The 14,882-nt window shown below is 47.0% G+C and carries 10 protein-coding genes; 8 read left to right on the top strand and 2 right to left on the bottom strand.

Annotation, left to right across the window (positions count from 1 at the left end; genetic code table 11):
• Nucleotides 1-9: 9 nt before the first annotated feature.
• From FTD44_RS00240 to FTD44_RS00225, 4 genes are all read left to right on the top strand, one after another.
• On the top strand, nucleotides 10-1,776 hold the full coding sequence (locus FTD44_RS00240) for a T9SS type A sorting domain-containing protein (protein WP_222164625.1): 1,767 nt from the start codon (nucleotides 10-12) through the stop codon (nucleotides 1,774-1,776).
• A gap of 198 nt (nucleotides 1,777-1,974) precedes the next feature.
• Nucleotides 1,975-3,564 (top strand): ribosomal protection-like ABC-F family protein, encoded by a 1,590-nt coding sequence (gene abc-f / locus FTD44_RS00235; RefSeq protein WP_222164624.1) that lies wholly within the window; start codon nucleotides 1,975-1,977, stop codon nucleotides 3,562-3,564.
• Between the two features lie 14 nt (nucleotides 3,565-3,578).
• Complete coding sequence (gene nfi / locus FTD44_RS00230) at nucleotides 3,579-4,280, top strand: deoxyribonuclease V (RefSeq protein WP_222164623.1); 702 nt, start codon at nucleotides 3,579-3,581, stop codon at nucleotides 4,278-4,280.
• A 92-nt stretch (nucleotides 4,281-4,372) separates the two neighbouring features.
• Complete coding sequence (locus tag FTD44_RS00225) at nucleotides 4,373-5,725, top strand: methyltransferase RsmF C-terminal domain-like protein (protein WP_222164622.1); 1,353 nt, start codon at nucleotides 4,373-4,375, stop codon at nucleotides 5,723-5,725.
• Here the strand turns inward: FTD44_RS00225 and FTD44_RS00220 are convergent, their stop codons facing one another.
• Nucleotides 5,726-6,355 (bottom strand): J domain-containing protein, encoded by a 630-nt coding sequence (locus tag FTD44_RS00220; protein WP_317196826.1) that lies wholly within the window; start codon nucleotides 6,353-6,355, stop codon nucleotides 5,726-5,728.
• A 150-nt stretch (nucleotides 6,356-6,505) separates the two neighbouring features.
• On the opposite strand from FTD44_RS00220, the gene FTD44_RS00215 reads away from it, so the two are divergent.
• The gene (locus FTD44_RS00215) at nucleotides 6,506-6,766 is read left to right on the top strand and encodes a hypothetical protein (RefSeq protein WP_222164620.1); all 261 of its coding nucleotides are present in this window, start codon (nucleotides 6,506-6,508) and stop codon (nucleotides 6,764-6,766) included.
• Nucleotides 6,767-6,861: 95 nt separating this feature from the next.
• On the opposite strand, the gene FTD44_RS00210 is transcribed toward FTD44_RS00215, so the two are convergent.
• Complete coding sequence (locus FTD44_RS00210) at nucleotides 6,862-8,367, bottom strand: tetratricopeptide repeat protein (RefSeq protein WP_222164619.1); 1,506 nt, start codon at nucleotides 8,365-8,367, stop codon at nucleotides 6,862-6,864.
• A 131-nt stretch (nucleotides 8,368-8,498) separates the two neighbouring features.
• Here FTD44_RS00210 and paaZ point away from each other — a divergent pair, with 131 nt between their 5' ends.
• The 3 genes from paaZ (at nucleotide 8,499) to FTD44_RS00195 (ending at nucleotide 14,869) form a co-directional block, all read left to right on the top strand.
• Nucleotides 8,499-10,574 (top strand): phenylacetic acid degradation bifunctional protein PaaZ, encoded by a 2,076-nt coding sequence (gene paaZ, locus FTD44_RS00205; RefSeq protein ID WP_222164618.1) that lies wholly within the window; start codon nucleotides 8,499-8,501, stop codon nucleotides 10,572-10,574.
• Between the two features lie 117 nt (nucleotides 10,575-10,691).
• Nucleotides 10,692-11,351, top strand: a complete 660-nt coding sequence (locus tag FTD44_RS00200) for a hypothetical protein (RefSeq protein WP_222164617.1) — start codon at nucleotides 10,692-10,694, stop codon at nucleotides 11,349-11,351.
• Nucleotides 11,352-11,455: 104 nt separating this feature from the next.
• Nucleotides 11,456-14,869 carry a methylmalonyl-CoA mutase family protein gene (locus tag FTD44_RS00195; RefSeq protein ID WP_222164616.1) on the top strand — a complete coding sequence of 1,138 codons (3,414 nt, stop codon included), beginning with the start codon at nucleotides 11,456-11,458 and terminating at the stop codon, nucleotides 14,867-14,869.
• Nucleotides 14,870-14,882: the final 13 nt, after the last annotated feature.

The raw sequence follows: 14,882 nt of genomic DNA, 5'->3' as shown, positions 1-14,882 counted from the left end.
ACTATGTTTATGACACACCCATCCCATCGCAGGGTAGCCGCCGGCACCCTGAAAACCTACTATGCCCGCATATGTAGTTATGCACTTCTGATGTGCAGTATGATGCTGCAACACTCCGCACACGCACAGGTATTCAACAGTTCCACCTCTACCGAAACGACCTTTCCTGCTCCGCCACTGGGGCCTATGTACTACCTGGATAATAATATCAAATACCTCTTTACCTCCTCCGTTTTCACTACATTGCTATACGCACCGCCTTACATGAGCGGCACGGCTTCTGTAGCTTCCTGGTCGCATGATATGTATGTGACCCCTTCCGGTGCCAGTGCTGCCGATGGTGGCGGCTTTTCGCTCGGACTGATAGAGCCTGCAGGCAGCTATATCGGCCTCCTGGCGGTGGCAATGCCCAATGCGGCCAATATCTCTGCAGTAGCCATGCATGGCAATTGTCAGGAGAATGTTATGGTTGTATATGCTATGCCCTGCGGCGGTGATTCTCTGGACGAATGCCGGCCATATGCACAATATTATTACCAGATGTACCATTGGGTGCATCCGAGCTCCCTTACGCCTACAGGCCCGCCGGTAGCACTCTCCACCGGTTGTTCCTTCTTTGATCGCATTAGTATTGATATAAACCACGATGCCACTAAAGCGGTTGTGGTATGGGGGCATAATAATACTGCCTTGTTTTCCAAAGCATTTAACTTCAATACGGGAACCCTTACCGTAGGGCCAACCAATATTATCTCCACCAAAGGAAACCTGGCCGATGTCGCTTTCCGTAAAGACCCGGGCAGCGGTACAGAATACCTGCATTTTGCCTACCTCAGCAGGGTGATTCGTGCTTCCTGTGAAGAGGTATATGAAGGAGATACTGATCTTGGATTGTCAGAAGCCACTTTTATAGAAGGCATGACCACTTTTAATGACCTGATGTCGGGATCTTTTTCCGGGCTTACCGATCTCAATATAGAACCCTCGGGCATTTCGGGTATTGTAGATGAAGCGCACCTGGTGCTGGATGCACCGGATGTATCTGCAGCACCAGGCTGGAGCTATACGTGGAATGAACGCACGGATAATAGGGTATATGTGCGTACATACAAAGACCTGGTGAGTTTACCTACCGATCCCAGCTGGACGGTCAATAACGGCATAATCGGCGGACCTGCTCCTCGATTTACTCCCGGAATCAATCCTTCTGTAGCCTATCATCCTATGGGTAGCCAGTATTTTGTTGGCTTTGCCGGTGGTCCGAAAGATTATGTGGCCTGTCAGATCAATGATTTAGGCGGACTGGTATCCATGAATGACTACCTTGAGGTTCCTAATAGCAGCGCCCCTACAAGCGGCAAGCCTCTGGTGGCACTCAGCAAGAACAGTACCGGTGATTACCTGTATACTGCTTTTGTGCAGGAAGATGAGATGGGCAATTTCAGCCTGGTACATAAAGGGCATCCCTGGATGAGTCCTATGGCCTGGAAACAAACTACAGTGCTGAATGGCGCTCAGGGAACTGATGTGCGTGTTTATCCTAATCCATTTACAGATGTCCTTCACTTTGACGTTCCGGATGCAGGACAAACCGGAATATGGACCCTGACCATAACCAATGTACTGGGACAATCAATAGCGGATATGCGCGGCGCGGCAGCAGAGATTAATAATCGCCTGCAGCAGCTGGCGCCGGGTCTTACGCGCGGCCACTATATGCTGACGATCGATAACGGATCAGGCAAATTGCAACATAAAACAATAGTAAAACAATAATGCAAGCATGTGCAGTTGGAGGGTATCGCGAAGCGATACCCTCCAACTTTTTTAACTTTTGACTTAGCCCGTAATTCGTACCTTTGCTATTCTTCAAGCGCAGATACACATGTAGAATTTATCTTTTCTTATGGTTACAATATCGAATGCCGGCTTCCGCCGGGAGTCTGGCTATTGTTCACATTCAAACGAAAAGATATGTTGGTTATACAACAACTTACTTACGCGCATTCCGATAAAACTATATTATTTGATGAGCTCAGTATGAGCATCAGCACACAGCAGAAAGTGGCCCTTGTCGGTAATAACGGCGTGGGCAAATCCACCTTATTGCAATTGATTGCGGGCAGACTGCAATCACAGGCCGGTAGCATACAGTTACAGGAGCAGCCTTATTATGTGCCACAGGTATATGGTCAGTTTAATGAGCTGAACATAGCCCGGGCACTGGGCGTGGCCGATCGTATTGCAGCCTTGCATAGCATACTGGCCGGAGATATGAGTGAGCGAAACCTTGATCTGCTGCAGGATGACTGGGCTATAGAAGAGCGATGTACCGCTGCGCTGGAGCAGTGGGGGCTGGGTGCATTTAGCCTGGATACGCCTATGTCACAACTGAGCGGCGGGCAGAAGACGAAGGTCTTCCTGGCCGGTATTGTCGTACATGAAGCCTCCTTTGTGCTGATGGATGAGCCCAGTAACCACCTGGATCAGGAAAGTCGCAATCTGCTATATGAGTACATCCGTAATACCCGTCATACGTTGCTGGTGGTAAGCCATGACCGTACCTTGCTCAACCTGCTGGATACGGTTGCAGAACTGAGTCCTAAAGGGATAAGCCTGTATGGTGGCAATTATGAAGAATATAAAATACAAAAACAAACCGGCCTCGAAGCGCTGCAGCAAGCAGTGCATCATAAAGAAAAAGAATTGCGTAAGGCAAAAGAGATAGAACGCCAGGCGGCAGAAAGAAGGCAGAAGCTGGATGCACGGGGTAAACGAAAGCAGGAAAAAGCGGGAGTGCCTACCATTATGATGAACACCCTGCGCAACAGTGCACAGAAGAGTACTGCAAAGATGGGCGATGTACATGCGGACAAAGTGCAGTCTATACGCCAGGATATGCAGGAACTGCGCAATGATCTGCCCGATCCTGATCAGATGCGCATTGGCTTTGCCACCACCGATTTGCATCAGGGTAAGATATTATTAAAAGCAGGTGAGATCAATCATAGTTTTGGTGACCAACCTTTATGGAAGGAGCCTTTATCCTTTACCATTGTCAGCGGTTCCCGTACGGCTATTGCGGGTGCGAATGGTTCTGGCAAAACTACATTGTTACGGATGATTATGGGTACGCTGGAGCCACAGCAGGGCATGCTGTACCGTGCAGCGCATACCATGCTCTATATAGACCAGGAGTATAGCCTGGTACAAACCAGTGATAGTCTTTATGAACTGGCACAGCAATATAATCGTACCGGACTGCAGGAGCATGAAATCAAGAACCGGTTGAAACGTTTTCTCTTTGACCCGGAGGATTGGCATAAATCTTGTGCAGTATTAAGCGGGGGAGAACAGATGCGTATGCTGCTCTGCTGCCTGACCATACAACAGCAGACGCCGGATATTATTGTACTGGATGAACCTACCAATAACCTTGATATTCAGAACATGGCCATACTTACAGCAGCGCTGAATGAATATAAGGGAACGCTGATTGTAGTGTCGCATGATGCCTATTTCCTGGAAGAGATCGGCATAAAAGATCAGATCTGTTTATCTTAAATTACATTATAGCTATGGAACATACTTCTTTATATGACCGCATGAGCCCTTCCGAGGCCGTGGAGCTGCAAAAACAACTGCGCAGTCAGATCGACCTGAGTCCTTATGAAGGGGACATTAAATATATTGGTGGTGCAGATATCTCTTTCAACCGTTTTGAAACAACCGTTTATGCCGGGATCGTGGTGTTGTCTTATCCTGAGATGCAGGTTGTTTCGCGTGTTGCAGTGGTAGAGGAGGCAACATTCCCATACATATCGGGCTTACTGGCTTTCCGTGAGGTGCCTTCTTTGCTGAAAGCCTGGCAGCAGCTAGACCTCAAACCCGATGTGCTGGTACTGGACGGGCAGGGGATTGCTCATCCACGTCGTTTAGGTATTGCCACACACTTTGGCCTGGTGGCCGGAGTGCCCACACTGGGCTGTGGCAAAAGCAGACTCACCGGTACGTTTGAAGAACCGGCCAATGAACCGCTGTCGCAGCGCCCGCTCTGGCACCAGGGAGAGCAGATAGGCGTAGTACTGCGCACCAAGCGCAACTGTAAGCCGGTATTTGTTTCTCCGGGACATCATATCAGTATGGAGCAAAGCGTACAGCTTATCAGTAATAGTCTCCGGGGTTATCGCATACCGGAGCCTACGCGTAAAGCCCATCTGTGGGTCAACGAGGTACGCCTGCAGGCCAAAGAGGCACCCGGACAGCAATTGTTTGTATAAGCTTCGGTCATTTTCCGTCTAAATCGTATTTTTGTGGACATTGCATGGTTTTGCCATGCAATGTTTGCTTTTAATGAATTGCCCGGAATTTTATGACATCACTACCGCAACATGTTTTTGATACTGCTCCTGACTGGAATGAGGATGCTTATGTAATGGCCCATCAGCAGGCACCGCCGGTATCGGTACGCCTCAATCCACTGAAGCCTTCATCAGCATTTTCAGCAGCACAACAGGTGCCCTGGAGTGCTAACGGACTTTATCTTCCGGAAAGACCCTCTTTTACGCTGGACCCTTTGTTTCATGGCGGGGCGTACTACGTGCAGGAAGCCTCTTCCATGTTTGTAGAGCAGGCTTTTCAGCAACATGTATCGCGTAGCCAACCGCTTAAAGTGTTAGATCTTTGTGCGGCACCGGGCGGTAAAAGCACACTCCTGGCCGCTTTGCTCCGGGCAGATGATCTGCTGGTGTCGAATGAAGTGATACAAACCCGTGCATCTATACTGGTAGAGAATATGACGCGCTGGGGGCAGATGAATACCTGGGTGACCAATAATGATCCTAAAGATTTTGGCAGGGCTACTGGATTCTTTGATGCAATGCTGGTAGATGCACCCTGTAGTGGTTCCGGGTTGTGGCGGAAAGATGAACAGGCTATTGATGAGTGGAGTGAAAGTAATGTACAGCTTTGCTCTGAGCGTCAGCAGCGCATCCTGGCCGATGCCTTACCTGCATTAAAGAAAGACGGGGTACTTATATATGCAACCTGCTCTTATTCTGTTGCAGAAAATGAGCGCATTGTAGACTGGCTCATTACAGAAATGAATATGACAGCCTTGCGCGTAGATTGCGATGCAGAATGGGGTGTAACAGAAACGCAGTCACCGCAGCATAAAGCCTGGGGTTACCGCTTCTATCCCTGGAAGGCCAAAGGGGAGGGCTTCTTCCTGGCTGTACTGCGCAAGAATGACGGGCTGGTTACGGATAGCCTTTACCAGAGCAGTACTAAGCAGAAAACCAAAGCGAAGCAGGATGCTGTATTACAGCAGCAGATGCAGGCTTATTTCAATACAGATATCGAGCTCTTCCAGCACCAGGATATGATCTACGCGGTGCATCCCGAACACAAGGCTTATGTTGAATCTATGCGTGGGGCATTTTATATTAAAAAAGCAGGCACGGCAATGGGTACTATGCTCAAAGAACTGGTGCCGGAGCATGACCTGGCACTGAGTGTGCATCTTGCCGAAGGTGTCTCCCGTATTGCCTTAAGCCGTGATGAGGCGCTGCATTACCTCAAGAAAGAATCGGTACGCACCGGTGACGGATACAAGGGCTGGCATGTGGCTACATACGAAGGAGTAGGGCTGGGCTGGGGTAAATGGATGCCTAACCGTATGAACAATTACCTGCCCAAGCATTACCGCATCCGTATGGATCTGTAACTACACCTTACGGCTGTACCAGTACATCGCAATACATAACAGTATGGCAATCGCCAGTATAATCCAGACTATGTTTTTCTGATAACGATCCGTATGTTTACGGCTATCGAGGTAAGCTTGTATGCGCTCCAGCTGCGTTTCCTGCTGCGCGCATAAAGCAGCCAACCGGTCAGTAACCATCCTGCACTGGTGCTCTGGCAGCACGGTGCATAAGGCCAGCACATCGGCACAGCATTGTGTATATTGCTGTTCGCCGGCTTTCTGCTGAAACACCGCAATGTTATGGTCATTCAGCAAGGAACAGAGATAGTCGGTAAGGTGATTTTCTATTACATGATGTGATTTCCTGTACACAATAGCATCCGCCACATGATGTACCCGGTCCAGGATCAGTTCCGGGGTAATCGCCTGGGTATACCGGATTGTATTCTGCTGCAGCAGCCATAATTCTTTATCATATTCCTTCCTTTTTACGGCATCCGTCAGCACTTCATAGGCTTCCTTGATCAGGCTGAAATGCGTATGAGCAAAAGCATTATCCGCATTCTTATCCGGATGAAACTGGTGCGCCAGCCTGCGAAACGATTTTTTGATCGTATCGGTATCGGCCTGCGGCGGCACTTCTAATATCTGATAGTAATTGCTGATAATACGGGTTCTTTATAACTGCTTTCCGGATATGGAGGCGAAGAAAAGGTACATGGGTACGAAAATAGCATATAAATGCATTTTGATTTCTGCATTTCGCATATTATCTTTGAGAAAATTTGAACAATCGCCATGATGAATAAACATTTACTGCGTGCTGCCTTCTCTGTCTGTGGTATCGGTCTGCTGAGCCTGGGTTTTATCTCCTGCATTAAAGATTATACCTGTCGTTGTGAAATCTCTTATTCCGGTAAGCCTGGATTGCCAGAGCCTACTGTAAAAGAATATTCTATTAAAGATAATGGCAGTGGTGCTGCTTCAAAATGTAAGGCCGCTTCCCGTGTGACTACCGAAATGGGCATCATTACAACGGAGACCTGCGATCTGTATTAATCTGATCTCATACATTTATTTATAAAAAATTGCGTGCATTGATATCATCGATGCACGCAATTTTTATTATCCCTATGTTGTCCGTGTTGTCCGGGTTATTTTAAACGGTTCAGGGCCGCTTTGGCTTTCTGTTCCAGCGAGTTTTCATAATCATGATTTTTCATGTCGATACACTCGTTATACCTTTTTATAGCCAGTGCACTCTGGCCCATATCTTCATAAATATTACCCAGTTCCAGCGCGGCTCTTGCAGCATAGTGCTCAGAGCGTTCACTGCCCATTTGTATGGTTTCCTGGAAATAGGCAATAGCCAGCTGCTGCTGCCCCAGGGCATGGTAGATCTGTGCATTGCGGTAGGTAAACTCCAGCTGATCGGCAATGTTACTGAAATCAGCCTTGTCATAATTCTTAATCACCTGGCTGGCACTCAGGTAATTACCCCCATCGCAGAGAAAGTGTATTTTCAATAAAGTAGCATTGGGGTAGTCCGGGTTTTTTGCATAGCGCAGGGCCTGCTTATCCCCATCCGTGATGGCCGTGCCGTACTGCAGACAATAACGTTTATATTCATCTGCCTTAGCTTTATTGCCTGTAACCCAGTAATACTGGCTCATTTTCTGATAAGCCTCCTTTATAAAATAATTATTCTTCGTTGTATTCAGAAACCTGCTGAAGTAAATAATGCAATCATCATCCAGGCTGAATAAAGCTGCCTGTCCCAGCTCGAACTGGAAGGCCGGCACCTCCATATAGCTGCTGCCTTTATTCATATTGTTCAGCACATTCATCGCCACTTTGGAGCGGTTATTGTTTAATGCAATATTGGCTTTGGTAAAGGCAAGTAACTGGTTATTGCGGACATCAATTTTGTTGGCATCTAGGTACTCGAAAGCCATGCCCGGCTCACTGAATAATATAGATTTGAAATAACAGTAATAAACAATCGTCTCTTCTTTAAGCAGGTCTGTGCTATTGTCATTCAGATAGTTGGCAATCCGGGTATTTCCGCTTTTTACAGAGCCTTTAAACCCCAGCAGGTTTACCATCCAGCGATAGTTATTCGGTATGGTACCGATCATGCCCTCTGCTACACCCAGCAATATATTATTCTGTTTGAAATTGGGAAAACGCCCCTGATTCTCTTTCAGATTGTTGTATGATTTACGGAACAGATTAGCTGCCGCCGTCATATCATTAAACCGGATATTAATAGCTGCCCAGTGAAAGTATAATGTGGCCTTGGTATAGGCATACCAGGGTGAGCTTTTATCGCCTTTATCCAGGATATTCATACGGATGCTCAGGTTATTCCTCCTGCGCTTCAACTCTGCCGGATCGCCGCGGAACAATAGGGTAAACGCATCATCATAGCTATACAGATATACCGCAATCAGGTTGTTAGGATGCTCCTTTAATTCTGCTTCCAGGAGCTGGTTGGCATCTGTAATGCGAAAAGCAGTATAGGCCTGATAGGCTTTCTGACAACGGGAGTTAAAGTCGTAATAGTATCCGGCCAGGCTCTTGAGTGTAGATAGGAATACAAGGATAAAGGTTTGGATCAGCGATTTTCTGAGCATGGCGCAAAAATAAACTCCTTTCATGGGATAAGATATTTTTTATTTGTTATCGGCTTCAGATTTTCAGAAAGGTTATATAATTATTGGCATGCTGCACTATTGCTTATGCTGTTTTTATTGTAAATTGCGGGTCAATAATTGAAAATTACCCGGATATGTCTTTAATAAAATTAGAAAATTACGCGCTCGGTCAGTGGGTACCCTCAACCGATAGCGGAGAGACTTTATATAATGCCATTACCGGCGATGCACTGTTTGTAGCAGACAGTAAAGAGCTGGATTTTGGCGCCATGATGGATTATGCCCGCAAGGTAGGTAGTCCTAAGCTGAGAAAAATGACCTTTCATGAGCGTGGCAGAATGCTGAAGGCCCTGGCCTTGTATCTGCTGGATCGTAAAGAAAGCTATTATAAAATATCTGCCTTTACCGGTGCCACGCGTGCCGATAGCTGGGTAGATATTGAAGGTGGTATTGGTAACCTGTTTGCCAATGCGTCCCTGCGCCGCCAGTTTCCGGACGAGCCGTTTTATGTAGATGGTGATGTAGCCCCGCTTTCCAAAGGTGGTACCTTCATTGGTCACCACATTATGGTGCCGAAGCGTGGTGTAGCTATTCATATCAATGCATTCAACTTCCCGGTATGGGGTATGCTGGAAAAAATAGCGGTTAACCTGATGGCTGGTGTTCCGGCGATCGTGAAACCCGCTACTATAACTTCCTTCCTTACCGAGGCTGTTGTAAAAGATATTATTGCATCCGGTATCCTGCCCGATGGAGCACTGCAGCTGATCTGTGGTTCTGCAAGAGGTATCCTGGATCATGTACAGAACGGAGATACGGTGACCTTTACAGGTTCTGCGACTACCGGTAAAATGCTGAAATCACATCCGCGCCTGATCGATGAGGCCGTTCCGTTCAATATGGAGGCTGACTCCCTGAACTGTTCGGTACTGGGTACAGATGTTACCACTGAGATGCCGGAGTTCGACATCTTCATTAAAGAGATCGCAAGAGAGATCACCACAAAAGCAGGTCAGAAATGTACGGCAGTACGCCGTATCATGGTGCCGGAACATATGGTGGAAGATGTACAGATCGCATTGGGCAAGCGCCTGGCGAGCTCTACCATCGGCGATCCTTCTGTAGAAGGTGTACGTATGGGTTCACTGGCCGGTCAGTCTCAGAGAGAAGAGGTGCTGGAGAAAATTGCACAGCTGAAACAAAGCCAGGACATCATTATCGGTGATCTGTCTAACTTTGAAGTGAAGGGTGCTGACAAAGCGAAAGGAGCCTTCCTGCCGCCGATCGTATTCCTGAATGATAATCCGTTCCATAAAACGGCAGTACACGATATCGAGGCGTTTGGTCCGGTAAGTACTATTATGCCGTATAAAGATATTGATGAAGCTGCTGCACTGGCACAGATGGGTAAAGGTTCCCTGGTCAGCTCTATCATTACGGCAGATGATCAGATCGCCAAAGCATATACGCTGGAAGCAGCGACGATGCACGGCCGTATCCTGGTGCTGAACCGCGATTGCGCCAAAGAAAGCACGGGTCACGGTTCTCCGATGCCTATGCTGATCCACGGTGGTCCGGGTCGTGCCGGAGGTGGTGAAGAAATGGGTGGTGTAAGAGGTATCCTGCACTTTATGCAGCGTACCGCAATCCAGGGCTCACCTACAACTATTACGGCTATTACAAATGTATACCAGCAAGGTGCTAAAGGTAATATTGACGGTATTCATCCGTTCAAAAAACATTACGAAGAACTGAAAGTAGGTGATCAGCTGATCACCGAAAGCCGCGAGATCACCAGCGAGGATATCGATAAATTTGCAGCACTGAGTGGCGATAACTTCTACGCGCATAAAGTAGAGACCAATTTTGAAGGTACCATGTTTGACCAGCAGGTAGCACATGGATACTTCATTATGAGTATTGCAGCCGGTTTGTTTGTAGACAGCTACGAAATGAATCCTGTATTGCTCAACTATGGTATTGATGACCTGCGTTTCACCAAACCTGTTTATCCGGGTGCGAAGATCAACATCCGCTTTACCTGTAAGCAGAAATTACCAAATGATACCACACCGTCTGAAGACAATCCTAAGTCTAAGATCAAGCGTGGTGTAGTAAAATGGCTGGTAGAGATGCTGGATGATACAGATGAGCCACTGGTAGGGGTAGCGACTATCCTGACTATGGTGAAGCTGAAGAATCAGGATTAATTTTTTATACGAATAATAATTTCTAGTGTTGCGCGCCGGCTATGCCGGCGCGCAACACTTTTTTACCTATCCAACCTTAGTGATCTATTGGGCTGTCTTTATCAGAAATGATCGATTATGACTATCGCCCAGAAATTAAGTACACTTGCGCTGGCGCTGTGTAGTTGCAGCACTGTCACTACCCACGCGCAGGACAGCACTAAAGTAGTCCAATCAAAACGCAACCGTATAACCTTTAAGCCTGTAGACCAGCAGTACCAGAATCTGTTCTTTCGCGACCCTATGACCTATTATGGGCAGTATTATGGCTCTGGTATTGAGTTTGAACGGCGTATGCATACCGCTGGTAAGTGGGCGTATGTGCTTCCGTTAAGCATACAAAAAGATTTTGCAGGTCCCTTTCCTTCTACTGCGGTAATGTTTTATCCTGGACTTCGATATTATGCGGTAGATCGTAAAGTGTCCTACAGCGTCAGCTTTCATGTGATGCTGGGGCATGAGCGGGTAAGAGATCACTTTACGGAATCAGCATACCTGGGTGACAATAAATATTACTGGAGGAATCTATGGACTATGGGTATGGTGCATAACCGTATTTCCTTCGCCATAAGTAAGTCCTTCCGCATCGGGGCCGAGTGCGGGATTGGCCTGGCTAGTGTTGTGTTTAGTCAGGATTACAGTAAAGGTGGCGACGGTACGAAACGTGATCCCTGGACGGTTTGGGCTGGCCTTACACCGGTACAGAATTACGGTCTTACATTGAGTTATGACTTCTAACTGATCATCCTGATTCTCAAATACCTGATTTTCGGTATCCCAATGGCGCTATATGCGCCATTTTTCGTACTTTTGGAACCTTAATTTATATATTACAAGGAATTATGTCGTATACTCCGAAAAACAAAATCCGCATTGTTACTGCCGCATCTTTATTTGACGGTCATGATGCTTCTATTAATATCATGCGCCGCGTGATGCAGTCTAATGGTACTGAGGTGATTCACCTGGGCCATGACAGAAGTGTACAGGAGGTAGTAGATTGCGCGATACAGGAAGATGCCAATGCGATTGCGATGACCTCTTATCAGGGTGGTCACGTGGAATACCTGAAATACATGTACGACCTTTTGAATGAAAAAGGTGCCGGACATATCAAAATATTTGCCGGTGGTGGTGGTGTAATCCTGCCGGAAGAGATCAGAGAACTGGAAGCATACGGTATTGATAAGATTTACTCTCCTGATGATGGCCGTGCTATGGGTCTGGAGGGTATGATCATCGACCTGATGACTAAATCTGATTATCCTACCGGTAACCAGCTGAACGGTGAAGTAGGACATATTACCGACAGAAATCCTAAAGATATTGGCCGCCTGATTTCTGCTGCAGAGAACTATGGCGAACTGCCGGAAACGCAGGCCATGCTGGCTAAAGTAAAAAGCCTGGCTGCGGAAAGTAAAACGCCTGTACTGGGTATTACCGGTACCGGTGGTTCGGGTAAGTCATCTTCTGTAGATGAGATCGTGCGTCGCTTCCTGCTGGACTTCCCTGAAAAAACGATCGGTATCATCTCTGTAGATCCGTCTAAACGTAAGACTGGCGGTGCTTTACTGGGTGACCGTATTCGTATGAATGCCATTCGTAACGAAAGAGTATATATGCGCTCGATGGCTACACGCCAGAGCAACCTGGCTGTATCTAAATACATCGAAGATGCAGTAAACATCCTGAAAGCTGCTAAGTATGACCTGGTGATCCTGGAGACATCCGGTATTGGCCAGAGTGATACACAGATCACGGATTACAGTGATGTGAGCATGTATATCATGACTCCGGAATATGGTGCGGCAACACAGCTGGAGAAAATCGATATGCTGGACTTTGCGGACATCGTAGTGGTAAATAAGTTTGATAAACGTGGTGCTGCCGATGCATTGAGAGATGTGAAGAAGCAATACCAGCGCAACCATAAGCTGTTCGACAAAGACATCGAGTCTATGCCGATATATGGTACCATAGCATCTCAGTTCAACGATCCGGGTACGAACAGTATGTATCGTGCACTGATGGATGTTGTAGTAGCGAAAACCGGTGCTGATCTGAAATCTGACTTCGTTGCTTCTGGCGAACTGAGTGAGAAAATCTTTATCATTCCGCCATCCCGTACCCGCTACCTGAGCGAGATTGCGGAGAACAACCGCGGTTATGATAAAAAAGCAAAAGATCAGGCTGAAGTAGCACAGAAACTGTTTGGTATCAGTAAGACCATCGAAACCTTACAGTCTTCCGATATCGAAGACAGAGACCGTCTGATCAAAGAACTGCAGGAGGTATATCATAAAGTAAGCCTGGACCTGGATCCTAAGCATATGGAACTGCTGAAGAACTGGGAAGCGAAAAAGGCTAACTACCAGAATGAATTCTACGAATTTAAGGTACGTGATAAAGTACTGAAAATTAAAACACATACAGAATCCCTGTCTCACTCTCAGATTCCGAAAGTGGCTGTGCCAAGATTCGAAGCCTGGGGCGAAATCCTGAAATGGTCTCTGCTGGAGAACTTCCCTGGAGAATTTCCTTATGCAGCGGGTATCTATCCGTTCAAACGTGAAGGAGAAGATCCTACCCGTATGTTTGCCGGAGAGGGTGGACCGGAGCGTACCAACAAGCGTTTCCACTATGTAAGTAAAGGCCTGCCTGCTGCGCGTCTGAGTACCGCATTCGACTCCGTTACTTTGTATGGTCAGGACCCGGATCATCGTCCGGATATCTATGGTAAAATCGGTAACTCCGGTGTGAGCATTCCAACCCTGGACGATGCGAAAAAACTATATTCCGGCTTTAACCTGGCTGATCCTAAGACCTCTGTGTCTATGACGATTAATGGTCCGGCACCGACGATCACCGCTTTCTTTATGAATGCAGCGATTGATCAGCAGTGTGAACTGTATATCAAAGAAAATGGCCTGGAAGCTGATGTGCATGCTAAAATTGACGAGATCTATGCTTCAAAAGGCTTGCCTCGTCCATACTACAGTGCCAACGTTGGTGTAGGCCAGGAAGCAGAAGGTAAGCAAGGCGCATTACCGGAAGGTAATAACGGTCTGGGGCTGATGCTGCTGGGGGTAACCGGCGACCAGGTATTACCGGCTGATGTATATAATGATATTAAAGAAAGAACGCTGAAAGCAGTACGTGGTACTGTTCAGGCAGATATCCTCAAAGAAGATCAGGCACAGAATACCTGTATCTTCTCTACCGAGTTTTCTCTGCGCGTAATGGGTGATGTACAACAGTACTTTATCGATAAAGGTGTGCGCAACTTCTACTCTGTGTCTATCTCTGGATACCACATTGCAGAAGCAGGTGCCAATCCTATCTCGCAGCTGGCCTTTACCCTGTCTAACGGCTTCACGTTTGTAGAATACTACCTGAGTCGCGGTATGCATATCGATGACTTTGCTCCAAACTTATCTTTCTTCTTCTCCAACGGTATTGATCCGGAATATTCTGTGATCGGTCGTGTGGCCAGAAGAATATGGTCTAAGGCAATGAAGTTCAAATATGGTGGTAACGAGCGTTCTCAGATGCTGAAATACCATATCCAGACATCGGGCCGTTCGCTGCACGCACAGGAGATCGACTTTAATGATATCCGTACAACCTTACAGGCCCTGTATGCGATCTACGATAACTGTAACTCCCTGCATACAAATGCGTATGATGAGGCAATCACTACGCCTACCGAAGAGTCGGTACGCCGTGCTATGGCCATTCAATTGATCATCAACCGTGAGTTAGGTCTGGCTAAAAATGAAAACCCATTACAGGGTTCATTCATTATCGAAGAACTGACGGACCTGGTAGAGGCAGCCGTATTGTCTGAGTTTGATAAAATCACAGAGCGTGGTGGGGTACTGGGTGCAATGGAAACCATGTATCAGCGTGGTAAAATACAGGAAGAAAGCCTGTACTACGAGACACTGAAACATACAGGTGAGTTTCCTATTATCGGGGTAAATACCTTCCTGAGCTCTAAAGGTTCACCAACGGTAATCCCTGCTGAGGTAATCCGTTCTACTACAGAAGAGAAGGAATACCAGATCACCAATGTTCAGAACTTGTGGACACGCAGTGGTAACAATGGAGAAGAAGCCCTGAAACGCCTGCAGGAGATTGCAATCAAAAATGGCAATATCTTCGGTGAGCTGATGGAAACAGTTAAATACTGTTCCCTGGGCCAGATCACCCAGGCACTGTTTGAAGTAGGTGGTCAGTACAGAAGAAATATGTAATCCTAAAGTAAGT

It is taken from the genome of Edaphocola aurantiacus, assembly GCF_019797745.1.
Taxonomy (GTDB): Bacteria; Bacteroidota; Bacteroidia; order Chitinophagales; family Chitinophagaceae; genus Edaphocola; species Edaphocola aurantiacus.
Note: the sequence above shows the minus strand (reverse complement) of the source record. Positions and strands in the feature narration are given on the sequence as shown.